The sequence below is a fragment of the Oxalicibacterium sp. genome (genome assembly GCF_057353965.1).
Map to the genome: position 1 here is coordinate 492,886 of NZ_JBMQZD010000007.1, position 23,908 is coordinate 516,793.

26 protein-coding genes and 3 tRNA genes are annotated in these 23,908 nt (G+C 60.1%); 17 read left to right on the top strand and 12 right to left on the bottom strand.

Annotated features, from left to right (window positions below):
• Positions 1–112: 112 nt before the first annotated feature.
• Both ACO1VH_RS14170 and ACO1VH_RS14175 read right to left on the bottom strand, forming a co-directional pair.
• On the bottom strand, positions 113–568 hold the full coding sequence (locus ACO1VH_RS14170; RefSeq protein WP_486245112.1) for a nucleoside deaminase: 456 nt from the start codon (positions 566–568) through the stop codon (positions 113–115).
• Positions 569–694: 126 nt separating this feature from the next.
• Complete coding sequence (locus tag ACO1VH_RS14175; RefSeq protein WP_486245113.1) at positions 695–1,876, bottom strand: MFS transporter; 1,182 nt, start codon at positions 1,874–1,876, stop codon at positions 695–697.
• Positions 1,877–2,083: 207 nt separating this feature from the next.
• Between ACO1VH_RS14175 and ACO1VH_RS14180 the strand changes: the two genes are divergently transcribed.
• Positions 2,084–2,830, top strand: a complete 747-nt coding sequence (locus ACO1VH_RS14180) for an AraC family transcriptional regulator (protein ID WP_486245114.1) — start codon at positions 2,084–2,086, stop codon at positions 2,828–2,830.
• Between the two features lie 160 nt (positions 2,831–2,990).
• Complete coding sequence (locus tag ACO1VH_RS14185; protein ID WP_486245115.1) at positions 2,991–3,737, top strand: DNA-3-methyladenine glycosylase; 747 nt, start codon at positions 2,991–2,993, stop codon at positions 3,735–3,737.
• Between the two features lie 44 nt (positions 3,738–3,781).
• Here the strand turns inward: ACO1VH_RS14185 and glmS are convergent, their stop codons facing one another.
• Complete coding sequence (glmS, locus tag ACO1VH_RS14190) at positions 3,782–5,599, bottom strand: glutamine--fructose-6-phosphate transaminase (isomerizing) (protein WP_486245116.1); 1,818 nt, start codon at positions 5,597–5,599, stop codon at positions 3,782–3,784.
• Positions 5,600–5,745: 146 nt separating this feature from the next.
• Here glmS and ACO1VH_RS14195 point away from each other — a divergent pair, with 146 nt between their 5' ends.
• Entirely contained in the window at positions 5,746–6,216 is a 471-nt protein-coding gene (locus tag ACO1VH_RS14195) for an Lrp/AsnC family transcriptional regulator (protein WP_486245117.1), read from the top strand.
• 48 nt (positions 6,217–6,264) lie between these two features.
• Here the strand turns inward: ACO1VH_RS14195 and ACO1VH_RS14200 are convergent, their stop codons facing one another.
• Both ACO1VH_RS14200 and ACO1VH_RS14205 read right to left on the bottom strand, forming a co-directional pair.
• On the bottom strand, positions 6,265–6,900 hold the full coding sequence (locus ACO1VH_RS14200; RefSeq protein WP_486245118.1) for a cytochrome P460 family protein: 636 nt from the start codon (positions 6,898–6,900) through the stop codon (positions 6,265–6,267).
• 125 nt (positions 6,901–7,025) lie between these two features.
• Positions 7,026–7,898, bottom strand: a complete 873-nt coding sequence (locus ACO1VH_RS14205; RefSeq protein ID WP_486245119.1) for a LysR family transcriptional regulator — start codon at positions 7,896–7,898, stop codon at positions 7,026–7,028.
• A gap of 118 nt (positions 7,899–8,016) precedes the next feature.
• Here ACO1VH_RS14205 and ACO1VH_RS14210 point away from each other — a divergent pair, with 118 nt between their 5' ends.
• Positions 8,017–9,204 (top strand): MFS transporter, encoded by a 1,188-nt coding sequence (locus tag ACO1VH_RS14210; RefSeq protein ID WP_486245120.1) that lies wholly within the window; start codon positions 8,017–8,019, stop codon positions 9,202–9,204.
• On the opposite strand, the gene glmU is transcribed toward ACO1VH_RS14210, so the two are convergent.
• Positions 9,191–10,549, bottom strand: coding sequence for a bifunctional UDP-N-acetylglucosamine diphosphorylase/glucosamine-1-phosphate N-acetyltransferase GlmU (gene glmU / locus ACO1VH_RS14215; protein ID WP_486245121.1), 1,359 nt, complete (start codon positions 10,547–10,549; stop codon positions 9,191–9,193). The genes ACO1VH_RS14210 and glmU overlap by 14 nt on opposite strands.
• Before the next feature lie 18 nt (positions 10,550–10,567).
• Here glmU and ACO1VH_RS14220 point away from each other — a divergent pair, with 18 nt between their 5' ends.
• The gene (locus ACO1VH_RS14220) at positions 10,568–11,464 is read left to right on the top strand and encodes a DUF6279 family lipoprotein (RefSeq protein ID WP_486245122.1); all 897 of its coding nucleotides are present in this window, start codon (positions 10,568–10,570) and stop codon (positions 11,462–11,464) included.
• A 48-nt stretch (positions 11,465–11,512) separates the two neighbouring features.
• On the opposite strand, the gene ACO1VH_RS14225 is transcribed toward ACO1VH_RS14220, so the two are convergent.
• Positions 11,513–12,283 carry a helix-turn-helix transcriptional regulator gene (locus ACO1VH_RS14225; RefSeq protein ID WP_486245123.1) on the bottom strand — a complete coding sequence of 257 codons (771 nt, stop codon included), beginning with the start codon at positions 12,281–12,283 and terminating at the stop codon, positions 11,513–11,515.
• Positions 12,284–12,416: 133 nt separating this feature from the next.
• On the opposite strand from ACO1VH_RS14225, the gene ACO1VH_RS14230 reads away from it, so the two are divergent.
• Together ACO1VH_RS14230 and ACO1VH_RS14235 are read left to right on the top strand one after the other, a co-directional pair.
• On the top strand, positions 12,417–13,193 hold the full coding sequence (locus ACO1VH_RS14230; RefSeq protein ID WP_486245124.1) for a class I SAM-dependent methyltransferase: 777 nt from the start codon (positions 12,417–12,419) through the stop codon (positions 13,191–13,193).
• Positions 13,194–13,291: 98 nt separating this feature from the next.
• Positions 13,292–13,672 carry a DUF1090 domain-containing protein gene (locus ACO1VH_RS14235; RefSeq protein WP_486245125.1) on the top strand — a complete coding sequence of 127 codons (381 nt, stop codon included), beginning with the start codon at positions 13,292–13,294 and terminating at the stop codon, positions 13,670–13,672.
• Between the two features lie 71 nt (positions 13,673–13,743).
• On the opposite strand, the gene ACO1VH_RS14240 is transcribed toward ACO1VH_RS14235, so the two are convergent.
• From ACO1VH_RS14240 to ACO1VH_RS14255, 4 genes are all read right to left on the bottom strand, one after another.
• The gene (locus ACO1VH_RS14240) at positions 13,744–14,064 is read right to left on the bottom strand and encodes a DMT family transporter (RefSeq protein ID WP_486245126.1); all 321 of its coding nucleotides are present in this window, start codon (positions 14,062–14,064) and stop codon (positions 13,744–13,746) included.
• Between the two features lie 81 nt (positions 14,065–14,145).
• Positions 14,146–15,117 carry a tRNA 2-thiocytidine(32) synthetase TtcA gene (gene ttcA, locus ACO1VH_RS14245; RefSeq protein ID WP_486245127.1) on the bottom strand — a complete coding sequence of 324 codons (972 nt, stop codon included), beginning with the start codon at positions 15,115–15,117 and terminating at the stop codon, positions 14,146–14,148.
• A 2-nt stretch (positions 15,118–15,119) separates the two neighbouring features.
• Positions 15,120–15,515, bottom strand: a complete 396-nt coding sequence (locus ACO1VH_RS14250; protein WP_486245128.1) for a dihydroneopterin aldolase — start codon at positions 15,513–15,515, stop codon at positions 15,120–15,122.
• 45 nt (positions 15,516–15,560) lie between these two features.
• A complete protein-coding gene (locus tag ACO1VH_RS14255; protein WP_486245129.1) occupies positions 15,561–16,337 on the bottom strand; it encodes an SDR family oxidoreductase in 777 nt (258 codons plus the stop codon).
• A 113-nt stretch (positions 16,338–16,450) separates the two neighbouring features.
• Between ACO1VH_RS14255 and ACO1VH_RS14260 the strand changes: the two genes are divergently transcribed.
• From ACO1VH_RS14260 to ACO1VH_RS14280, 5 genes are all read left to right on the top strand, one after another.
• Positions 16,451–17,617, top strand: a complete 1,167-nt coding sequence (locus tag ACO1VH_RS14260; RefSeq protein WP_486245130.1) for a class I SAM-dependent methyltransferase — start codon at positions 16,451–16,453, stop codon at positions 17,615–17,617.
• Between the two features lie 54 nt (positions 17,618–17,671).
• Complete coding sequence (locus ACO1VH_RS14265) at positions 17,672–17,866, top strand: DUF2905 domain-containing protein (protein WP_486245131.1); 195 nt, start codon at positions 17,672–17,674, stop codon at positions 17,864–17,866.
• A 25-nt stretch (positions 17,867–17,891) separates the two neighbouring features.
• A complete protein-coding gene (locus ACO1VH_RS14270) occupies positions 17,892–18,101 on the top strand; it encodes a DUF2905 domain-containing protein (RefSeq protein ID WP_486245132.1) in 210 nt (69 codons plus the stop codon).
• 156 nt (positions 18,102–18,257) lie between these two features.
• Positions 18,258–19,589 carry a hemolysin family protein gene (locus ACO1VH_RS14275; protein ID WP_486245133.1) on the top strand — a complete coding sequence of 444 codons (1,332 nt, stop codon included), beginning with the start codon at positions 18,258–18,260 and terminating at the stop codon, positions 19,587–19,589.
• A gap of 268 nt (positions 19,590–19,857) precedes the next feature.
• On the top strand, positions 19,858–21,528 hold the full coding sequence (locus ACO1VH_RS14280) for a response regulator (RefSeq protein ID WP_486245134.1): 1,671 nt from the start codon (positions 19,858–19,860) through the stop codon (positions 21,526–21,528).
• A 2-nt stretch (positions 21,529–21,530) separates the two neighbouring features.
• Here the strand turns inward: ACO1VH_RS14280 and ACO1VH_RS14285 are convergent, their stop codons facing one another.
• Complete coding sequence (locus ACO1VH_RS14285) at positions 21,531–21,902, bottom strand: arsenate reductase family protein (protein WP_486245135.1); 372 nt, start codon at positions 21,900–21,902, stop codon at positions 21,531–21,533.
• Between the two features lie 220 nt (positions 21,903–22,122).
• Between ACO1VH_RS14285 and ACO1VH_RS14290 the strand changes: the two genes are divergently transcribed.
• The 5 genes from ACO1VH_RS14290 to ACO1VH_RS14310 all read left to right on the top strand — a co-directional run.
• Positions 22,123–23,178, top strand: coding sequence for a gamma-glutamyl-gamma-aminobutyrate hydrolase family protein (locus tag ACO1VH_RS14290; RefSeq protein WP_486245136.1), 1,056 nt, complete (start codon positions 22,123–22,125; stop codon positions 23,176–23,178).
• A gap of 151 nt (positions 23,179–23,329) precedes the next feature.
• Positions 23,330–23,415 (top strand) — tRNA-Tyr (locus tag ACO1VH_RS14295).
• 59 nt (positions 23,416–23,474) lie between these two features.
• A tRNA-Gly gene (locus ACO1VH_RS14300) sits at positions 23,475–23,548 on the top strand.
• A 44-nt stretch (positions 23,549–23,592) separates the two neighbouring features.
• Positions 23,593–23,667: transfer RNA gene (locus ACO1VH_RS14305), tRNA-Thr, on the top strand.
• Between the two features lie 100 nt (positions 23,668–23,767).
• A partial coding sequence (locus tag ACO1VH_RS14310; protein WP_304306067.1) for a GTP-binding protein occupies positions 23,768–23,908 on the top strand: 141 nt, incomplete at its 3' end.

The window sequence follows — 23,908 nt, forward strand, 5'->3', positions numbered from 1 at the left end:
GCGCGCGACATGAGACGCACTATAGGGCAACCGTTCGGATTGCCCTATGCCCGATCGACTCGAATGATAGTCAGATCGTCTCGATTTCTGGTGCGTTCGGAAGAACAAGTGGTTAGGAAGTGGTGCGCGACTGCCATTCCCGATAGATATCGGGCTCGCCCATCGGCATCTGCGAGATGGAAATTGATTGCTGGTCGAGTGGCAGCGCCATTTGGGTATAGACGGCGGCGGAGGAAAGACCGAACGGCTGTGCATCGTTGTTCGAATAGGCAAAGATCACTTCACGGATGCCGGTCAGATGAATGGCCGCCAGACACATCGGACAAGGCTGGCCGCTGGCATAGACTGTGCAGCCTTCCAGACGTGGCGAGCCGAGTTTTTGCGATGCCTCGCGGATGGCGGATAGTTCGGCGTGCGCAGTCGGATCGTTGGTGGACATGATTTGGTTGACGCCGGTGGCGAGAACTTTTCCATCCTTGACCAGTACCGCGCCGAAAGGGCGTGCGCCGTGGCTGCCGTTTTCGCGTGCGAGATCGATCGCCATGCGCAGGAATTTTTCGTTTTGCATTGTTTTCTCCGGATTACAGATGGGAGTTAACTGTAATCCGGAAACGCCGTCACGTCATGATGATCGGCTGCGAGATAGGTTGCGAGATCCGACCGCGATGGCGAACGGAATCGACGGCTGTGCGCATCAGTGCGCTGATGCCTGCTCCTTGCCCGGAAAAGCCAGCGCGCCGACGATCACCAACACGCACAAGCCGGCCATCGCCTGCAGCATCAGTGCGAAGCCGCCGCGTTCATGCAACCAGGCAACCAGCCCGACCGAAGCGCCGGCCGCGGTAAAGCCGAGAAAATACCGGATCGCATAGGCGCGGGCGCGCCATTCGTCGCTGGTGTAGCGGCCGATCATCGCATCGTTGACCGTGATCTGGCCGAAGATGCCGATGATGATGCCGACGCACACCAGCACCAGCGGCAGGCCGGACAAGGTGGCGCCGAGATACAGCAGCGGCGCGAGGATCAGCGCCAGCGGCAGGAACAGCGATTTCAGCGAATGGCGATCGAGCAGATGGCCGATGATGTATTGCGCGATCGCGCCGAAGGCGTAGGTGGCGGCGGCGATGGCGCCGATCAACGCCGGGCTGGTCGTCAGGCCGGACAGGCGTTCGGTGAACAGCTTGGGCAGCGAGACCGTCAGCGCATTGAAGGTGGTGGAGCTGGCAATGATGGTGACGGCCAGCGCGAACAGGATGCGCGCCATCGTCTGCTTCGATGCGCGGCCCATGCCGTGCGCCGGTTTGGCTGATGTAGCGCGGGTCGGGCTGCTTGCATGTTGCACGTTGCCGGCGAACGCGATGCCTGCTGCGATCGCGATCAGCCCCGGCAGCACGAACGCCCAGCGCCAGCCGAGGTACTGGCAGACGACGCCTGTCACCAGCGCCGACGACGCTACGCCGAGATTTCCCCAGACGCCGTTGACGCCGACTTCGCGTCCCAGCTTGTCCGCATGCGCGACCAGCATGGCGGTGCCGACCGGATGATAAATCGCCGCGAACAGGCCGATGGCCAGCAGCGCGAAGCCCAGCTGGCGCGGCGTCTGCGCCAGTCCTGTCGCGATCATTGCCAAGCCGATGCCGATGAAGAAGATCAGCATCATGTGGCGGCGGCTCCAGCGGTCGCCCAGCCAGCCGGTCAGCAGCGAGCCGGCGCCGAAGGCAATGAAGCCGGGCGTCGCATATGGCAGCAGTTCGGCATAGCCGACGCCGAAGACCGGCGCCATGACGACCACGGCGGCGGCGAAGACCAGCATCGCGTAATGGTCGATGAAGTGGGCGATATTGATGTAATTGATGACGGTACGAGCAGAGTGCATGACGAGCCTTTCCAAAAGATCGCTGACAGCGTAATCTGTCTGTTCCTAAATGAAAGGACAATCGTCATCGATAAGACGCCAAATAATACGCAAAAAACCGCGCCAAAAAATGCATCAAAGGATGCGCCGTCGCGTGCGTCGGAAGATGTGTCGCCTGTGTCACGCGACACGCCAATCCTACCGCCGTACGCGGAAGGCAGCGGAAAGATGATCGTCGCCGCGACCCGCTATGCGCGCGGCGCGCATCTTGGTTTGCATGTGCATCGCGAGGCGCAATTGTTGTACGCATCCAGCGGCATCATGCAGGTGACGACGCCGAAAGGACGCTGGCTGGTTCCGCCGGCACGCGCCGTCTGGTTGCCGCCGGGCATCGAGCACGCGGTGGATGTGCTGGCCGATATCGAGATGCGCGCGTTGCTGGTGCCGTCATCCTGGCTTGCCTCGCATCCGGAAGCGCAGCGCCTGCAGCGCGAATTCGTCGTGGCGGTGCGGCCCTTGCTGCGCGAAGCGATACTGGCTGCTTTCAGGAGCGGCGTGCAGCCGCAACGCATCGATCTGCTGGTATCGATTGCGCTGTTCGAACTGGCGGAAGACGAAGATGCCGCGACCTTCATGCCGCTGCCGACCGATCCACGCGCACGGCGTGTCGCCGATCTGGTGCTGGCCGATCCGGCCGGTGCGCAGGATCTCGATTTGTTGGCACAGGAGGCTGGCACTTCGGCACGCACGATCACGCGCTTGTTTCCTGCCGAAACCGATCTGACCTTCAAGGCATGGCGCCAGCGCGCGCGCATCATGTCGGCAGTCGAGGCATTGGGCAGCGGGCATACTTCGATCAAGCGGCTCGCGGCGCAGCTCGGATTCAGCAGCGTGGCTGCGTTCAGTCACGCCTTCCGGCAGGTGATGGGAATGACGCCGGGGGAGATGATGCGCAGGACGGAAGCGGCAGACTGAGTTTCATCAGGATTCGCCAGCGTGTTTGAATTGCGCATCACTCCAATCTGCGAAGTGTGTGAGACGAATAGGCGTATGCACATGACAAAGACGCTCACGCCATGGTCGCAACATGCTCACAAAACAGGCAAGTGAAACAACACAGCGAAAGACAGTTTCGATGAAAGACGATATGCATAAAGCGGGAACCGGCGATGCGCGTTTTCACATGCTGGAGCCCTCCTTCTTCGACCGCGACAGTCCCGCGCTGGCACGTGCACTGATCGGCAAGGTGCTGCGTCGGCTCTGGAGAGGCCAATGGTTGTCTGCGCGCATCATCGAAACCGAAGCCTACCGCCTGGACGAACGCGGCAGCCATGCATCGCTGGGCTACACCTACAAACGACGCGCCTTGTTCATGGAGCACGGCGGCACCATCTACATGTACTACTCGCGTGGCGGCGATTCCTTCAATATCGGTGCGGCTGGTGCCGGCAATGCGGTCCTGATCAAATCGGGATATCCATGGATAGACGAGATTGCGGGCCCCGAAGCGTTGGCGGTCATGCAGGCGGAAAATCCCGATGCCGGCGGCGAGATACGGCCCTTGCATAAACTTTGTGCGGGGCAGACCTTGCTGTGCCGCGCGCTGGCGTTGCGCGTGCCGGACTGGGATGCGCATTCGTTCGATCCTGCCGAACTCTTCATCGACGATGTGGGCGAATCACCGCAGGTGCTGATTCAGACCACGCGTCTGGGAATTCCGGCAGGACGGGACGAACATCTTCCATACCGCTTTGTCGATCCTGCCTATGCGCGCTATTGCACGCGCAATCCGCTACGCAGAGGGCAGACTACGCCTCTGCATTATTGCTGGGTGGATCGCGACGGAAACGTGGTGGCAGTGCCTGATGGTTTTCCGAAATAGCGGATCAATGCAGACGGCAAGAATGATCTAGGCCTGGAAGGGCGTTATTCCACCGTTACCGACTTCGCCAGATTGCGCGGCTTGTCGACGTCGGTGCCGCGTGCCAGCGCCGTGTGATACGCCAGCAGCTGCAGCGGCACCGTGTGCAGGATAGGCGACAGCAAGCCGTAGTGTTCCGGCAAACGGATCACGTGCAGGCCGTCGTCTGACGCGATGCGCGAATCGCCGTCGGCGAACACGTACAGTTCGCCGCCGCGCGCGCGCACTTCCTGCATGTTGGATTTCAGCTTCTCGATCATCGAATCGTTGGGGGCGACGGTGACGACCGGCATTTCTTCCGTCACCAGCGCCAGCGGGCCGTGCTTCAGTTCGCCGGCCGGATATGCTTCGGCGTGGATGTACGAGATTTCCTTCAGCTTCAGCGCGCCTTCCAGCGCGATCGGATAGTGCAGGCCGCGGCCGAGGAAGAGTGCGTTTTCCTTGCGCGCGAAGGCTTCAGCCCACGCGATGATCTGCGGTTCCAGCGCCAGCACCGACGTGATCGCCACCGGCAGGTGGCGCATCTGCTTCAGGTAGGCGGCTTCCTGTTCGTCGCTCAATCGTCCCTTCACTTGCGCCAGCGTCAGTGTCAGCAGGAACAGCGCGGCCAGCTGCGTCGTGAATGCCTTGGTCGACGCGACGCCGACTTCGACGCCGGCGCGCGTGATATAGGCCAGTTCGCATTCGCGTACCATCGCGCTGGTCGATACGTTGCAAATCGTCAGCGTGTGCGTCATGCCTTGCGATTGCGCGTGGCGCAACGCGGCCAGCGTGTCGGCGGTCTCGCCGCTTTGCGAGATCGTGACGACCAGCGCATTCGGATTCGGCACGCTGTCGCGATAGCGGTATTCGCTGGCGATTTCGACGTCGACACGGATGCCGGCGACGGCCTCGATCCAGTATTTCGCCGTCAAGCCGGCGTAGTAGCTGGTCCCGCAGGCAAGGATCAGCAGCGAATCGATCTTCTTGAAGATGCCGTAAGCCTTGTCGCCGAATATTTCCGGCATGATGGCTTCCACGCCTTCCAGCGTATCGGCGATCGCACGCGGCTGCTCGAAGATTTCCTTTTGCATGTAATGACGATACGGGCCGAGCTCGACGGCGCCGGTGTGGGCATGCACGGTCTTCACTTCGCGCTGCACCTGTTTGCCGTTGCCGTCGACGATCCATACGCGCTGCAATTGCAGATCGACGACGTCACCTTCTTCCAGATAGATGATCTGGTCGGTGGTGCCGGCCAGCGCCAGCGCATCGGACGCGAGGAAGTTCTCGCCATTGCCGACGCCGACGATCAGCGGCGAACCGCGGCGCGCGCCGACTACGCGGTGCGGTTCGTCGCGGCAGAACACGGCGATCGCGAAGGCGCCGGTCAATCGCTTGGTTGCCAACTGCACGGTTTCGAACAGGTCGCCGGTGTACAGATGATCGACCAGGTGCGCGATGACTTCGGTATCGGTCTGGCTTTCGAAGACGTAGCCGGCCTTCTTCAGTTCGTCGCGCAGCTCGTCGTGGTTTTCGATGATGCCGTTGTGGACCAGCGCGATGCGCTCGCGCGAGAAATGCGGATGTGCATTATGCGAGGCCGGTGCGCCGTGCGTGGCCCAGCGCGTGTGCGCGATGCCGGTAAAGCCGGCCAGGCCCGAGTCGCCGATCTGTTTTTCCAGTTCCGCCACGCGCGATGTGCTGCGCGAGCGTTCGAGTTTGCCGTCCACGTGCAGCGCGATGCCGCAGGAGTCGTAGCCGCGGTATTCAAGGCGCTTCAGGCCTTCGATCAAGATGGGAGTGATGTCGCGTTGCGCAACGGCGCCGACGATACCGCACATGGAAACCTCGTTTCATTGAATGAATGGCAAAGAGTCTAGACGAGGGTTTGTGAAATAAGTTTTCAAAATAATTAAAAAGTTGACTTAATATTTTACTTAAGTAGACTTGAGAAATAATATTTCAAATATTTGAAAAATATTTCCAAATGAGCGATGAACTTATTCTGGATGAATTGGATCGCCGCATCCTGAATGTGCTGCAAGCCGATTCATCGCAGACTAATCATGAATTGGCCCAGGCCGTGCATGCGTCGCCGCCGACCTGTTTGCGGCGTGTCAAGCGGCTGGTCGATGCCGGCGTCATCGAAAAGCAGGTGGCGATCGTCGCGCCGGCCAGCGTCGGTGCGCGGCTTACGGCGATCGTTGAAATCACCTTGGATAATCAGGCGGCGGAGCGGCAGCAGGAGTTCGAGGAACTGGTTGCCGGCGAGGCCGCGGTGTTGCAGTGCTATCGCGTGTCGCCGGGACCGGATTTCGTGCTGATCGTGCAGGTGGCGGACATGCCGGCCTATCATGCGCTGGCGCATCGCGTTTTCGCTGCGCATGCCAATGTGCGCAACGTGAAAAGTTTCTTTTCCATTCATCGCAGCAAGTTCGAGACGCGCATCGACGTCTGACGTTGCCGCTTCTTCATGCGAAGAAGGGCAATTGTGATTGCTGCGAAATCATGGCGCCAGTCGCGTAAAGACGTAGTCGTGATTCTTCACCAGCGCCTGATGACAGGCGAAGCAGGTTTGATGCTGCGCCAGATCTGCCGGCTTGCCGTCGATGAAGCGGCCGAAGCCCCAGCCGCCGGTCGCTGCATATTTCTTCGCATCCTTGACCATCACCTGTACCGTCGTCGCTTTGCCCGGCACATAGGCCGGCGCAAATTCGGCCGACTGCACGTGTTTCCACGCCAGTTTGACGAGAACGGTGCCATCGGGGAACGGCAGCTGGTTTTTATCGATGGCGGCGATGGCTTGCGGATTGCCCAGCACGACACGCAATTCGTCGAGTGGTGCCGTTTCGTGTGCCGGGGCGATGAACTGCCATTTGCGATAGCCGTCGGGAATTGTCACGCCGTAGATCGGCGAGGTATCTGAACTCGCGGAACTCGCGGAATTTGTGGCATTGGCGGCGGCTTTGCTTGCTTTGGCAGATTTGGCGGAAGCGGTATTCGCTGACGTTGCCGGCGCATCGGGAGCGGCCAGTGCCGCAGTTGCGCAAGCCAGCGACAGCATGGCGAAAACGGTTTTCGTGCGAAACGTGTGAATCGTGCGGATAGTACGGATAAATAGGCGTGATTGAAGAGAAGGCATCGGTGTTCTCCTGAATGGGAATGACGGCTTTATATCCCTTCGTCGATACCGGTTTGTATCGTTCTGTATCCTCTCCTCGCCGGTGCTACAAAACATTGCATTGCAGGCAGTTCCGCATGTTTGCGCTAGAACATTTCCAGGAATTGCCTGGCGGCAGCCGACAATCGTTGGCCGCGCAACCAGGTGATCGCCACCGCCGATTCGAGCCGGCAGCCGGCGATGTTCATGATGTGCAGCTCGTCGCTGGGTTTCAGCAATGCTGCCGAGCGCGGAATGATGGCCGCGCCCAATCCGAGCTCGACCAGATTCAGCAGCGCCATCACGTTGTCGCTTTCGCAAAAGACGGTCGGTTCGACATCGGCCGCGCGCAACTCATCCCACACCATGTCGTGACAGAAGATGCCTTGCTGGCGCTGCATCAATAGCAGCGGTTGCCGCGCGAGTTCCGGCAGCACGATGGACTTCGGCTGGCGCTTGCCCTTGATGCGCCGCGTGACGGCAACCCACGGTTCCGTCAGCAAGGGGATCTGTTCGTAGACGTTGTCGTCGATCGGCAAGCGCACGATGCCGACCTCGATCACATGTTTGTCCAGCAGTTCGAGGATGCGGTAGGTGTTTCCTTCGCGCCACTGGAAATTGACTTCCGGATATGCCGCATGGAATTCGGCAATGCGCGGCGGCATGTAGAGATGGCCGATGCCGGGCGGGCTGCCGATTGCCAGCATGCCGCGCAGGCCCTGATCGAATTCGCGGATTTCCTTCGCCGTGGTATCGACCAGGCCGACGATCTGTTCGGCACGCTGATATAGCGCATGGCCGGCTTCGGTCAGTCGCAGGCTTTTCGTATTGCGTTCGATCAATCGCACGCCGAGTCCGTCCTCCAGCATTTTCAATTGCAGGCTTAGCGGCGGCTGCGCCATGTGCAGGCGTCGCGCAGCGCGGCTGATCTGACCTTCTTCGACGATGGCCATGAAGTATTTCAACTGGCGGATATCCATGCGTGCTCCTTGATTTTTTCCATATTTTATCGGTATGAATATATGACAGAAACAGTATTTTCCTTATAAGTGGATGCCACCTAGACTGCGATGCATCTTGTGATGCGATAGGAAGAACATGGTGAAGAAGTCGACAATCTGGATCATGGCGATCACCGGCGGTGTGGTCGTTGCCAACAACTATTACAACCAGCCGCTGCTGGTGGAATTCGCGCATACCTTTGGCGTGACGGAAAAATCGGCCGGCATCGTCGCCGCGCTGACGCAGTTCGGCTATGCGCTCGGCATGCTGCTGTTTTTACCGCTGAGCGACAAGGTCGAGCGGCGCGGCATGATCCGTACACTGTTGCTGGTGTCGATGTGCGCGTTGATCGCTGCGGCACTGGCGCCGTCGATGTGGTGGCTGTCGGTCTTCGGTTTCGCGATCGGTTTCGCCAGCGTCGTGCCGCAATTGCTGACGCCGTTCGCTGCGCAACTGGCTGAACCGAAGGAACGGGGCAGCGTGGTCGGCATCGTGATGGGTGGGCTGCTGACCGGCATTCTGCTGTCACGTACGATCGCCGGTTTCGTCGGCGCACATCTGGGCTGGCGCACGATGTACTGGATCGCGGCAGCCTTGATGATTGTGTTCTTCTTCATTCTCGGCCGCGCGTTGCCCAAAGGTCCGCCGACGTTCAAGGGCAGTTATCTGTCGTTGATGAAGTCGATGGGGGAGCTGATCTGTACGCAGCCGGTATTGCGCGAGACGTCACTGGTTGCTGCGCTGCAGTTCGCCGCCTTCAGCGCGTTCTGGACCACGCTGGTATTTCATCTGCACAATCTGCCGCAGCATTACGGCAGCGATGTCGCCGGCATGTTCGGCCTGGTCGGCGTGATCGGCGCGATGGCGGCGCCGTATGCCGGCAAGCTGTCGGACCGTCGCAGTCCGCGATTGACGGTGATGCTGAGCAGCATTCTGTTCGTCGTCGCGTTTGTCGTGTTTGGTTCGGTTGGATATGGATTGCTCGGCGTGGCAGCCGGCGTCGTGTTGCTGGATCTCGGCATGCAATCGGGCCATGTATCGAACATGACACGCAACTTCGCGTTGAAGAGCGAAGCGGGGGGGCGGCTGAATACTGTCTACAACGTCACGCGCTTTCTCGGCGGCGGTGTCGGTTCCGTGGTCGGCAATCTGGCGTGGAACCACTGGCAGTGGACAGGTGTATGTGTGATGGGTGCGGTGCTGTCGTTGCTGGCGATTGCAGTGCAGCTGTATTTCGGTCGTCGCTATACGCTGCCGGCAACGACCGGCGTCACTTCTTCTTGACGGGCCGCTGCCAGCTGTCGACCGTGACCTGCTTCGCGCGTGACACGGTCAGCTTGTCTGCCGGCGCATCTTTCGTCAGCGTGGTGCCGGCGCCCAGCGTTGCGCCGCGGCCGACGCGGATCGGTGCGATCAGCTGCGTTGCGCTGCCGACGAATACGTCGTCTTCGATGACGGTGCGCGATTTGTTCACGCCGTCGTAGTTGCAGGTGATCGTGCCGGCGCCCAGGTTGACGCGCATGCCGACGGTGGAATCGCCAACGTAGGTCAGATGATTGGCCTTGCTGTGTGCGGCGATTTCGCTGTTCTTCACTTCGACGAAATTACCGATGTGCACGTCTTCCGCCAGCACGGTGCCGGGGCGTAGCCGCGCGAACGGACCGATGATGCAGTCGTCGCCGACGACGGCGTTTTCGAAATGGCTGTACGGACGGACATGTGCGTTCTTGCCGATCTTCGTGTTCGCCACCACGCAGTAGGCATCGATGCGTACGCCATCTGCCAGTTCGACGTTGCCCTCGAACACGCAGCCGACGTCGATCGAGACGTCGCGGCCGCAAGTCAGCGAACCGCGTACATCGATGCGGGCCGGGTCTGCCAGCGTCACGCCGCGTTCCAGCAACGTGTGGGCGATATTGCGCTGATGCGTGCGTTCCAGTTCGGCCAGTTGCACCTTGCTGTTGACGCCGTCGGTTTCCCAACCATGATCGGGCTGTGCCGAGACGACCTCGACGCCGTCAGTCACGGCCTGCGCGACGATATCCGTCAGGTAATACTCGCCTTGCGCATTGTTGTTCGACAGCTTCGTCAGCCACGTCTTCAGCTGCCTGGTCGGCGCGACGATGATGCCGGTGTTTATTTCATGGATCGCGCGTTCGTCGTCGTTTGCATCCTTCTGTTCGACGATGCGAACGATGTTTCCCTTGCCGTCACGCACGATCCGACCGTAGCCGGTCGGGTTATCCATGTTGACGGTCAGAATGCCCAACTTATCGCGGCCGGCCGTGTCCAACAGGCGTTGCAGCGAAGCAGCAGTCGTCAACGGCACGTCGCCGTACAGGATCAGCGTCGGCACATCGTCGTCCAGATGCGGTACAGCCTGCATGACGGCGTGGCCTGTTCCCAGTTGCGGCTCCTGCTTGGCGAACTGCAGATCCTTGGCCTGCAGCAATTGCGGCACCTGCTCGCCGCCATGACCGTAGATCACACACAGTTTTTGCGGCGACAGCGTGCGCGCGGTATCGATGACATGCGACAACAACGGCTTGCCGGCGAGAAGGTGAAGGACTTTTGGTAGCGCAGATTGCATGCGCTTGCCCATGCCGGCGGCGAGGATGACGATGTTCATAGGAAACCAATGAAAAGAATGCAAAAGTTTATCATGCGGCCGGACCGTTTCTGGATGCAAAAACTGTGCGTTGCCGGTATGGCGCTGCTGCTGTTTGCGTGCAGTGCGGCACGCATGGGTTATAACAATGGCGAGCTCGTTTCATACTGGTGGCTGGACAGTTATATCGGCTTCGAAAACGATCAAAAACCTTTGGTCAGACAGCATATCGATGCGCTGTTTGCCTGGCATCGCAAGACGCAGTTGCGCGATTACGCGCAATTCGTGTCGCGCATCCAGCATCGCGATTTTTCGACTGCCACGCAGGCGGATTTGCTGAACGACTATAACGAAGGCAGAACGCGCATCTTGCGCGTCGCCGACCGCGCCGCGCCGGATCTTGCCGACCTGGCGTTGTCGCTGACCCCGGCTCAGATCGCCAACATCGAGCAGAAGTTCACACGGAACAACAACAAATTCCGCAAGGAATATCTGTCCGGCGATACGGACGAACGCCAGAAATTCCGTTACAGGAAGATGATGAAGCAGGCCGAATACTGGTTCGGCAACTTCGATCGCGATCAGGAACGGCGCCTGCGCGCATTGTCCGATGCGCGGCCGCTGAACAACGACATGCTGCTGGCCGAACGCCTGCAGCGCCAGCAGGAACTGCTCGCGCTGCTGCAGAAAATTCATGCGGAGCGGCCGTCGCGCAACGAGGCGGCGGCGATGATCCGCAGATACATCGCCAACACCGTGGATCGCTTCGGCGATCCGGAGCGGCAGAAGTTTGCCGAAGCGAGCAATCAGGCCAATGCGGCGCTGGTGGCGGAGATGATGCGCATGGCGACGCCGGAACAGCGGCGGCATTTCGTCAACACATTGCAGGACTGGATCGGCGACTTCAACCGTTTGTCCGCAAAGGTGCGCTCTTGATCATGTTCGCGATCACGTTCGTAATCACGTTTCTGCCCAAACTTTTGATCAAGCCGGCAGCAGCATGACAAGCTTGTGGCCGCGGCTCGACGCGACATTGAGCGTCACTTGCTCGTAGCGCAGTTCGCCTTTCTTCGGATGCTGGAACTGGCGCAGTCCGCCGTCGCGGCCGACCACTTCTTGCGAATTCCATAGACGATCGAATTCGGTGCTGCCCTGCCGCAGTTGTTCGATCATGCCGGCCAGCGGTTCTTCGTCCGCCGCCTTGCCGCAATCGGCGCGAAATTCCGCTACCAACCGTTGCGCACGTTCCGGCCAGTTCGTGATCAGCGTGCGCGCTGCCGGCGACAGGAAGGTGAATTGCAGCAGGTTCGGTCGCGGCGATTGTTTTGCGCCCTTGTCCAGCCAGCCGGTGAACAAGGTTGCTGCCGGCTTGTTCCATGCGACGACATCCCATTGGCGATCCAGCATATAGGCCGGCACGTCGATGGCCCTGACGATGGCATCTGCGTCTATCGTCGCGCGTTCGGTTGCGGGTTCGCGCGGATCCAGCCGGTCGGCCAGGCGGAACAAGTAGGCCCGCTCGGCAGGCGTCAACCGCATGACGTCAGCAAGCTTGGCCAGCACCTTCACCGAGGCGGCAACCGGCCGCCCCTGTTCCAGCCAGGTGAGCCAGGTCGGGCTGACGCCGCACAACTGCGCCAGTTCTTCGCGTCGCAGGCCCGGCGTGCGACGCGGCCCGGTCACGTGCAGGCCGATGTCCTGCGGCTTGATGTGTTCGCGATGCGTGCGGATGAAGGAGCCGAGCTTGCTGTGCATGACGATGAACCTCGTGAAAATCCGGAATGCCATTCTTTGGCTGGCAGAAAACATACCAGGATGTTTTGTTGTCTTGTTACAGGATGAATGATTGCATATTCTGGCCTCGTCCTCATGCAACCGGAGAATCACGATGAAGCAAACGGCAGTGGCAGCAAAACAGTTCGGCGAAACGGCATCGGCCTATCTGACCAGCGCAGTGCACGCGCAGGGTGAAGACCTGAAGCGGCTGCAGGTGATCGTCGGTGAATATGCGTCGACGAATCGCACGGCAAAAGTGCTCGATCTCGGCTGCGGCGGAGGCCATGTCAGTTTTGCGGTGGCGCCATCCGCGGCTTCCGTCGTCGCCTGCGACCTGTCTGCGCAGATGCTGGAAGTGGTTGCCGCGGCGGCCGGGCAGCGCGGCTTGTCTAACATCGCCACGCAACAGGCGCAGGCGGAGAGCCTGCCGTTCGACGATGCGTCGTTCGACATCGTGATCACGCGTTTCTCCGCGCATCACTGGTCCGATGTGCCGGCCGGATTGTGCGAGGCGCATCGTGTGCTGAAGGCCGGCGGCAGGATGATCGTCGTCGATATCGTTGCGCCAGAACAGCCGCTGCTCGATACGATGTTGCAGTCGGTGGAGATATTGCGTGACGCGTCGCATGTTCGCGACTACCGCGTATCCGAATGGTCGGCAATGCTCACTGCTGCCGGTTTCATCGTGCAGGATTCGGTGCAGCAATGGCGGCTGAAGATGATGTTCGCCGACTGGATCGCGCGCATGCGTACGCCGGTAGAGCGTGTGGCGGCGATTCGTAGTTTGTTCGATGGTGCATCGGACGAAGTGCGTCACCATTTCGCGGTGGAATCCGATTATTCCTTCACGATCGATTCGGCTTTCTTCGAGTCGGTGAAGCAGGGTTAGGCTTGTGCAGGAAATCCGGCGCTAGAATGGTCTGCATGATCCTGCATTTCCAGGCCGCTCGTCGGCATAACCTGAAGCAATAACGCAAGGAGAAATCCATGAAGCGATTGGCCATTCTGTTACTGCTGCCTTCCGTCTCTGCGTTTGCCGTCGCAGGCAATGCGGCGGCTACCTGCGAGCAAAAGCGCGCAGATATCCTGCAGCAGATCGATCATGCCAAGCGGGATGGGAACGACAGACGGGTCGCCGGCCTGAACAAGGCATTGCGCGAGCAGGAAGCCAACTGTTCGCCGGAATCCCTGCGCAAGGCGCGCGAGAAGGATGTGGCCGAAGCACGAGAAAAGCTGGCCGAACGCGAGCGCGAACTGCAGGAAGCGAAGGCGGAACGCAAGGATGCCGACAAGCTTGCCAAGCGCGAAGCGAAAGTGAAGGAAGCACAGGACGAATTGCAGCGCGCACAGAAAGCCTTGGGCGACTGAATCGCGTACGCGTGAAATAGAAAAGGCAGGCAGTCGAATCGACGCCTGCCTTTTCTTATTTCAATGCTGCATCAATGCGGTGTGGCGAGTTTCATCAACACCAGGCCGCTGACGATCAGGACAACAGCGACCATGCGCAACGCTGTCAGCGGTTCGCCCAGTACGGTGACGCCGACTGCGAAGGCGCCGACCGCGCCGATGCCGGTCCAGACCGTGTAGGCGGTACCGAGCGGCAGCGTACGCATCGCCAGCGACAGCAGCCAGAAGCTGGCGATCATCGCGACGAGGGTGATGGCGGTGGGGCCGAGGCGGGTGAAGCCGGCGGATTGCTTCATGCTCCATGCCCAAACGACTTCGAGCACGCCGGCGATCAACAGATAGATCCAGGACATTTCGTTTTCTCCAAAGCGGGTCGTCCCGGACAGATGACAAAGGCGGGAGGTCGTCCACCCGCCATGAGATTGTACTGGCTCCTAGTTGTCCGTGCTGTCGTCTGCACCGTCATCGGTATGCAGCGTGATGATGCCCGGCCGGGTTGTCGGCGTCGAGCATGGTTCCTCGTCGAACGCGATGTCGCCGTTTGCCATCGCTTCGCCGGTCGGCTGCAGATCGGCGAAACCGAACAGGTCGCGATCCATCAGATGCGACGGCACCACGGTGGACAGCGATGCGAAGATATTGTCGACGCGGCCCGGATGCTTCTTTTCCCATTCGCGCAGCATTGCCTTGATCTGCTTGCGTTGCAGGTTCTCCTGGCTGCCGCACAGATCGCACGGAATGATCGGAAAATTCTTTACCTGCGCGTAGCGTTCCGTGTCGGCTTCCTTCACGTAAGCCAGCGGACGAATCACGATGTGCCTGCCGTCATCGGATTGCAGCTTGGGCGGCATGCCCTTGATCTTGGCACCGAAGAACATGTTCAGGAAGAAGGTTTCCATGATGTCGTCGCGATGATGGCCGAGCGCAATCTTGGTCGCGCCCAGCTCGTCGGCCACGCGATACAGGATGCCGCGGCGCAGGCGCGAACACAGCGAACAGGTGGTCTTGCCTTCCGGGATCAGGCGCTTGACGATGCTGTAGGTGTCCTGATTTTCAATGTGATACGGAATGCCGAGTTTTTCCAGATAGGCCGGCAGCACGTCGGCCGGAAAGTTCGGCTGTTTCTGATCGAGATTGACGGCGACGATCTCGAAATTGATCGGCGCGCGCTCGCGCAGAGTCATCAGAATGTCGAGCAATGCGTAGCTGTCCTTGCCGCCCGACAGGCACACCATCACCTTGTCGCCTTCCTCGATCATGTTGAAGTCGCCGATCGCCTGGCCGACCTGGCGGCACAGGCGCTTGTGCAGCTTGTTGTTTTCGTAGGCGATCTTCTCGGCCTGCTTTGCCGTCAGCGGAGCGGCTTCTGTGCGCGGCGCGGCGAATTGCAATGCGGTGTCGGACATGTTCAGTCCTCCTTGATGCGGAACACTTCGACGCCGACCGACTGGCAGTCCGGATAGACGTCGGGTTTTTCGGTGGAGACGCGCGCGGCGCGCACCTTCGGGTGTGCGAGCATCGCCTTGATGACGTCGTCGCACAGCGTTTCCTGCAGATGGATATGGCCTTCCGCCATGCGCTTGGCAATCGTCGCGCGCATGAAATCGTAGTCCACCACTTCCTCCAGCGAATCGTGGGTCGGCGTCGATTCGTTCAATGGGATGAACAAGTCGACGTTGATCAGCACGCGCTGCTCGCCCTTCTTTTCGAAGTCGTGCACGCCGATGTTGATCTGCACTTCATAGTCGCGCAGGAACAGGCGGCGGCAATCGGCGAGGCTGGGATGGAAGAGAAAGGAATTCATGATTGTCGGTTGGGACGAGAAAGCGGGAAAAGAGGGGAAAAGGAATCAGCCGGCGACGAACATCACGTCGCGCGGCAGAGAAATCAGGTGCTGGCCGCCGTCGACCACCAGCGTGGTGCCGGTGATGGCCGGCGATTCGGCGGCGAAGCAGACGGCGGCGGCGATGTCGTCCGGTGTGCTGGAGCGGCCAAGCGGCGTGGCCTGGTGCGCCTTGGCGAAACCGGCTGCGGTCTGGTTGCCGGATACCAGCGTGATGCCCGGCGCAACGCCGACGACGCGCACTTTCGGCGCCAGCGCCTGCGCCAGCATCGTGGTGGCGCCGTGCAGCGCTGCTTTCGACAGGGTGTACGACAGGAAGTCGGGGTTCAGGTTGTACAGCTTCTGGTCCAGCAGATTGATTGCGACGGCCTGTGCGTCTTCCGGTGTTGCCTCGTGCAGCGCTTGCGTCAGCAGAACTGGTGCCAGCAGGTTGGCATGCATGTGCGCGTCCAATGAGGCGCGCGAAATGTCCTGCGCCGTATCGTAGTCAAAGCGCGAGGCGTTGTTGACGACGCAGGAAACGGGGCCGAGCGCGGCGCAGGCGCGGCGCAACAACTGGCGTACCGCAGCTTCGTCTTCCAGATCGCATTGCAGCGCGACGGCGCGACGGCCCAACGCTTCGATTTCTCGTATGACGCCTTGCGCTTCTTCAACCGAATTGCGGAAGTGAACGACGACGTCCCAGCCGCGCTGCGCCAGTGCGAGCGCGATCGCGCGGCCGATGCGCCGGGCGGCGCCGGTCACGAGGGCGGTCTTTCTGGAAGCGTTCGGCTGTGCGGACATGATCGGTTTCGGTTGTGCCGGAATTTTTGTGTTGGATGTATCGGTTACGTTGGATTCGCGTCGGTTTCGCGTTGGTTCGGATTATTTGCGCCGATTTCTCTACAATACGCGCCATGCAAGCCCATGCCCATCTGCCAGAACCCGCGCCGGACGCACTCGCCGCGTCGCAAGCCCTGAAGAATCTGATCGTCGACGACATCCACCGCCATGGCGGCTGGATTTCCTTTTCGCGTTACATGGAATTGACGCTGTATGCACCGAACCTTGGCTATTACAGCGGCGGCGCGGCCAAACTCGGCAAAGACGGTGATTTTACAACCGCGCCGGAGATGACGTCGCTTTTCGGCGCCACACTGGCGCATTCGATCGGCGAACTGATGACGCAGAGTGCGCCGCACATTCTCGAATTCGGCGCCGGTACCGGCAAACTGGCGGCCGACATCCTTGCCGAATGTGCAACAGCCGGCATCGCGGTGGAAAGCTATGCGATCGTCGATCTGTCCGGAGAATTGCGTGCGCGCCAGCGGGAAAGGCTGGCCGCCTGGCCGCAGGTGACGTGGCTGGATGCGATGCCGCAAGCGTTTTCCGGCGTGGTGGTCGGCAACGAAGTGCTGGATGCGATGCCGGTATCGCTGGTGGCGAAAGGTGAACAAGGCTGGCGCGAACGCGGCGTGGCATGGCGCGACGAGCGTTTCGTTTTCGAGGATCGCGATTGCGACGCGGCGCTACTGGCGCAGATTCCGGATGCCGATGCGCTGCCGGTCGGCTATGTGACCGAGGTACACCCGGTTGCCGCCGGTTTCATGCGTTCGCTGGCGGGCATGTTCGAGGCAGGCTATGCGCAATCCGGCCGCGGCGGCGCGGCGATCCTGATCGATTACGGTTTTCCGGGGCACGAATACTATCTGGACCAGCGCAGCGCCGGCACGCTGATGTGCCACTATCGGCATCATGCGCATGACGATCCGTTCTATTTGCCGGGTCTGCAGGATCTGACGGCACATGTCGATTTCACGGCGATGGCGCACGCGGCGGTGCAAGGTGGGCTGGACATGATCGGCTACATGAGCCAGGCCGGCTTCCTGCTGGCGGCCGGTCTGGCCGATCGTCTGCTGAGTACGGAACCGGAAAACGTACAGGCTTACCTGCCGCAATCCAACGCGGTGCAGAAATTGACCTCGCCGGCCGAGATGGGCGAGCTGTTCAAGGTGCTGGCGGTCGGCAAGGCGGTGGAGCTGCCGGATCGCTTCGATCGTGCCGATCGGAGCTGGCGTCTCTGACATGTTGTCTGTCGGACGGTGCGTCAATCACGTTGTTTCCCCTGAAAGGCGGTCATGGTCCGCTGGTTTCTTGTTATCTTTATAGCCGTCATCGTGTTTTCGGCCGCGCTGCCGTGGCTGGAGAAACTTGGCATCGGCCGCCTGCCTGGCGATTTGCGTTTCCAGTTGTTCGGGAGAACGCTGTTTCTGCCGTTTGCATCGACAGTGCTGTTGTCGTTGCTGGCCCTGTTGCTGGTGCGCCTGCTGTGACGGCGCGATTCGTCATGGAGGGAGAATGATCCGCTGGGTTATCGCGATTTTCGTCGGACTGACGGTTTTCTATGCGCTGCTGCCGTGGATACTGGAAAAACTGGGCGTCGGCCGCATCATCGGCGATGTACGTCTCAATCTGGGTCGGCTGGAGCTGATGCTGCCCTTCGGCTCGACGGTGCTGTGGTCGGCAATCGTCTTCTTGATCGCAGAGGCGGTGAAGCGATTCTGGTAAGGCTTCCGGCAATGATACGGACAATCAAAGTTTGCAGAAAATGTCACGTTTTGCGCGGGGTTTCGGCAGTTTTGACGCATGGATGCGTGCGGATGTTATGATTCCAATCCTTTCAACAGCAGGGCAGGCGGGTCCAAACCGTCGGTTCCCTTCGTAGTGGACATACTTATCATCATCGGTTTGATTCTCGTCAATGGCGTATTCGCCATGTCGGAAATCGCCATCGTTACCTCCAAACGCATTCGTCTCCAGAAACTCTCCGAAAACGGCAGCCGCGGCGCCAAGGCAGCACTCGATCTGTCGGAGAGCCCCAGCCGCTTCCTTTCCACGATCCAGGTCGGCATCACGCTGATCGGCATTTTCAACGGTGCATTCGGTGAAGCTTCGCTCGTCGAACGGCTGACGCCGGAAATCGCGCTGATTCCGGTCCTCACTGTCTATGCGCGCGAGATCGCGCTAGGCATCGTCGTCGTCGGCATTACCTTCGCTTCGCTGATCCTGGGCGAATTGGTGCCCAAGCGCATCGCGATGCAGTATCCGGAAACGATCGCCTCGCTGGTGGCCGCGCCGATGCTTTGGCTGTCGCGCCTGATGGCGCCGTTCGTCAAGGTCCTGACGTTCACGACGGAATTCATGCTGCGCCTGCTCGGCATGCATCACAAGAAAGACGATGCGGTCACCGAGGAGGAAATCACCGGCCTGTTCCGCGAAGGTGCGGATGCCGGCCTGTTCGAAAAGACCGAGCACGACATCGTGTCGCGCGCGCTGCGGCTGGACGACCAGCGCGTCGGCAGCCTGATGACGCCGCGCATGGATATCCATTACATCGATATCGAAGATCCGATCGAGACCAACCTGGCCAAGATTGCCGACAGTTCGTACAGCCGCTTCCCGGTCTGCAAGGGCGATCTGTCGCACATTCTCGGCATCGTGCACGCCGGCAGCCTGTTCGATCAGGCGATCCACGGCAATGCGATCACGGCGGTCGATATCGAAGCCGCCGCACGTCCGCCGCTGTTCGTGCCGGAAACCATCAGCGCGATGCAGTTGCTGGAAACGCTGAAGAAGAACCGCGCCGAACTGGCGTTGGTGATCGACGAATACGGCGAGATCGAAGGCGTCGTCACGTTGAGCGACGTGCTGGGCGCGCTGGTCGGCGACGTCTCGGTGATCGACGAGCATCACGAAGTCGACGGCGTGCAGCGCGACGACGGTTCGTGGCTGATCGACGGCGGTATGTCGTTCGACCGCTTCCGCGAACTGTTGCAGACGGAAGTGCGCTTTCCGGAAGAGGCCGCGGGCACCTATCACACACTGGCCGGTTTCGTGATGACCTTCCTCGGCCACATTCCGCAGATGTCCGATACCTTCGAATGGGAAGGTTATCGTTTCGAAGTCGTGGACATGGACCGCAACCGCATCGACCGTCTGCTGGTCACGCAACTGGAAACGCCGGCTGAGGAACCGGCGGCAGAAGCGGAAAGCTGATCGGTAGTAATTGGGAAAACGACGGGCCGGCTTGCTGGCCCGTTTTCTTTTGTCGCATTGCGCTTGGGGCGAGAACCGGGTGTGCTCATGTTCGAGCTGGCCCGCTCGCCGCTGAAGAATTTACTGTGGCCGTCCTGGGCTTGTCTTTACGCCAATGAATCCGGGCACTTGCGTCAAATTACAACGGCATCCTTGCAATAAGTTTCCGTAAGGTAATATCCTGAGCGAGACGGCAGCTTTCCGTCGTCTTCGTCACTGGTTTTACATCATGCAAGAACTCGCTGGACTCACTGCCCTCATCATCGAGCCGCATGCAGGCATGCGCGCCAGCATCCACAACATGCTGAGCACAGGCGGCATGAGTAAGATCGAATATGCCGCCAGCGCCAGCAGCGCCATCCGCCCGTTGAAGAACAAGGCATTCGATCTGATCGTCTGCGAATACGACCTGGGAGAAGGGCAGGACGGCCAGCAATTGCTGGAAGATCTGCGCCACAACAAGCTGATCCCGTCTTCTACCATCTTCGTCATGGTGACGGCCGAGCGCAATCACGAGAAAGTCGTCAGCGCCGCCGAGCTGATGCTCAACGACTACATACTGAAACCGTTCACCGCCGAGATGCTGCTCGAGCGCATCGCCAAGGCTATCGACAAGCGCAATGCGCTGGCACCTGTGCAGCAGATGATCGACCACGGCAGCCTGAATGAAGCGATCGAGGCATGTGAAGTTGGTGAGCGCATACATTCGCGTTATCAGGCGGATTTTATGCGTCTGCGGGCCGAAGTGCACATGATGCTGGGCGAACTGGACGAGGCCGAGGCGCTGTATTCGGAATTGTTTGCCAAGCGCTCGATCGGCTGGGCGCGGCTGGGTCTGGCGACCACGCTATTCATGCAGAACCGGCTGGCCGAAGCGGAGAGCATGCTGCAGACACTGGTCGACGAAAAGCGCCAGTTCCTTGAAGCCTACGACTGGCTGGCACGCACGCAGGAAGAAATGGGGCGGATGAAGCAGGCACAGCAGACACTGGAAAATGCCGTGCATCGTTCGCCGTATGCGCTGCAGCGGCTGCGTCGGCTCGGCCGCGTGGCGCTGGAGACTGGCGACACCGATACCGCGCACCGCGTCTTCCAGCAAGTGGTTGCCAAGGCGCGGTTTTCGGAATTTCGCGAGCCGGAAGATCATGTGCGGCTGGTCGAGACATCGATCAGCAAGGGCGAGCTGCAATTGGTGACGTCGGCGATCCGCGAACTGGCGAAGTCGCTGGCGAATATTCGCAAGACGCCGGCCTGCCGTGCATTGGCCACGGCGATGCTGCACAAGCACAATGGCGATACGCAGCAGGCGATCGCGGAATTGGAAGCGGCGATTGCCGCCTGCCGTGAACCGATCGGCATGTCCAACGAGTCGAAGATCACTCTGGCGCGCAACTGTCTGCAGAGCGGATTGGAGCAGGGCGCCGTCGAAGTGATGACGGCGGTCGTGGGCAACGCATCCAACAATACTGCGGTGTCGCGCGCGATGCATGTATTCCGTGAAGTAGGGCGCGACGATCTGGCCAAGCGCGTGGCGCGCGAGAGCAAGAGCCAGGTGGTCGATCTGGTGGCAGCCGGTGCGGAAAAGGCACGGCTGGGCGATTACCACGGCGCGGTGGCATTGATGTCGGAGGCGGCCGCCAAGCTGCCGGAGAATCCGCAGGTCGTCTTCAATGCGGCAGTTGCCGTGCTCAAATGCCTGGACAGCGTCGGCTGGGATGCGCAGCTTGGGGAACAGGCACGCGACCATATCGCCAATGCCCGCCGTCTCGATCCCCGCAATCCGCGCCTGTCATTGTTGACCAGCATGTACCGCGACATTCTGAAGAAGTACGAAATCACGCGCGCCTACAAGTTGATTCCGCGTACGTCGCTTGCTGAATCGGCCAGCCGACCGGCCTAGTTTCAGTCTGCCTGCAGGATGCGTTCGACAAGCTCCGGCGGGCGGGCAATCACGGCGCGGCCATCGAAGCGGACGATGGGACGTTGCAACAGCGCGGGATGTGCTGCCAGAGCGTCCAGCAGCGTATCGGCATCCGCAGCGGCAAGGTTTAATTCGGTGAAGACGGTTTCGCCGTCGCGCACCATGTCGCGTACGGTAACGGCGCCTTCGGATTGCAATAGCCGGTGCAATTCCGCCAACTGCACGCGCGTCAGCGGCGTCTTCTGGTAATCGACGATCTGCAAATCGAGGCCGTGTCGTTCGGCAAACGCGGTCGCCAGTTCCAGTGCACCGCGGGATTTCGAACAGCGTGGGTTGTGATAGATGGTCAGCATGATGGTGATGGTCGGCGAAAAAGACGTGTGTCGCAAAAACGTTTGTCGCATTATGCCGTGTCGGGCGCATGCACGTTTGCCGATACAGCGCATGTCTTTCTATAATCGGAGAGGCGGTTCCGGCCGGATTCAGACTGCGGCTTGCACGTCGAAGCAGGCAAGCGCGGATAATTTGGCAAAAGCGGTTGTCTATTCCTGTTCCAGAAACTGAAGCGAAGCCATGTCCGATCAATCCGATATCAATTTACCCCCTGTTCCTTCCGCCACGCCGGATACGCGTCCCACTGCAGACCCGTTGCCGCCCGATCCGCCTGCCGCACCGTCAACTCCTGAGGCCGCTGCGCCGCGTACGCCGTTCGTTCCGAGCGCCAAGCTGGAATTCAACCGCGAAGGCACGCCGGCCTATCAGGCGCCGGACGATACGCCATGGAGGCATGTCTGGCGCGTGTTTTCGGCGCGCATGCAGAGTCTGTCCGACCAGGCGGGTCGGCGGCTGACGCAGCGCACGCTGAAGATCGGTGTCTCCGCGCGCATCTTCCATCCCGAAGCCGGCGCCAGGGGTTTGCAGGCGAAGACCTTGCAATACCTGGAAGAATCGATCGCGCAATGGGTGATGTCGCGCGACGTGCTGGTGTTCATGATCCCGACCGTCAACACCAATGGCATGCTGCATCCGAGCAAGATTCGCCTGCGCGACTATGCCAAGCATCTGGACGGATTGGTGTTGCAGGGCGGCGCCGACGTGGCGCCGCAGACCTATTCGCAAACGCCGACGCGGCCCGAGTGGATCGGCGACAGTGCGCGCGACATGTACGAGCTGGAACTGCTGCACGAATTCATCGAGGCCGGCAAGCCGGTGCTCGGCGTATGCAGGGGTTGCCAATTGATTAATGTGGCTTTCGGTGGCACCTTGTACCAGGATATTGCGACCGACGTGCCGGAGGCGATGCCGCATGTGAACGACTTGTACGACAGCCATCGTCATGCGATCAGCTTTCCGCCCGGTTCTTCGCTCGGTGCGTTGTTCGAATCGCATGCCGCACCGCTGGTCAATTCCATCCATCATCAGGCCGTGCGAGACCTGGGGCGGGATCTGGTGGTCGAGGCGATCTCCAAGGAGGACGGCATCGTCGAAGCGGTCCGTCACACGAAGTCGCGATTCGTGATGGGTTTGCAATGGCACCCGGAATTTCATCGTGCCGGAGGTGCGGAACTGCTGGATTGCACGCCGATTCTCGACAATTTCCTGCGCGCGGCACGCGAAACCCGGTTTTGATCTCGATTGCCGATCGTCGGCTGGTGACCGGCGCACATCGGCTGGTGACCGGCGCACATCTTTTGTCCTTTGGGCTGCAAAAATAAGTAAGGAGATACTTATCTTTTGTTGACAAAGGTCATTCACTCACATATAGTTTGGGGTTCCCCGCGGAGGGGTGGCCGAGTGGTTAAAGGCAGCAGACTGTAAATCTGCCCTCTTACGAGTACGCTGGTTCGAATCCAGCCCCCTCCACCAGATGTAAAGCGGGAAAAGAATTGAAGCAGCAGGTTTGTTTGGCGAAGCAGGTAGCCCTCGCGGGTGTAGCTCAATGGTAGAGCTGAAGCCTTCCAAGCTTAAGACGAGGGTTCGATTCCCTTCACCCGCTCCAGTTTTCAAGTCGGACGCGCGCAGTTGGCGCGGGCGGCATGGCAAGCCCTTGTAGCTCAGTGGTAGAGCACTCCCTTGGTAAGGGAGAGGCCACGTGTTCAATCCACGTCAAGGGCACCAAAGCATTTCAGTTGTTTTCGCGGGTGCGGTTTTAGTTTCAAACAAGCAGTCGGTCGGGCGTGTGCCTGAACATTCTCATCAAAATTGTTAGGAGTTCAAGATGGCAAAAGGCAAATTCGAGCGGACGAAGCCGCACGTGAATGTGGGCACGATCGGTCACGTTGACCATGGCAAGACGACGCTGACGGCGGCGATTGCGACGGTGTTGTCGGCGAAGTTCGGCGGCGAAGCGAAGAAATAC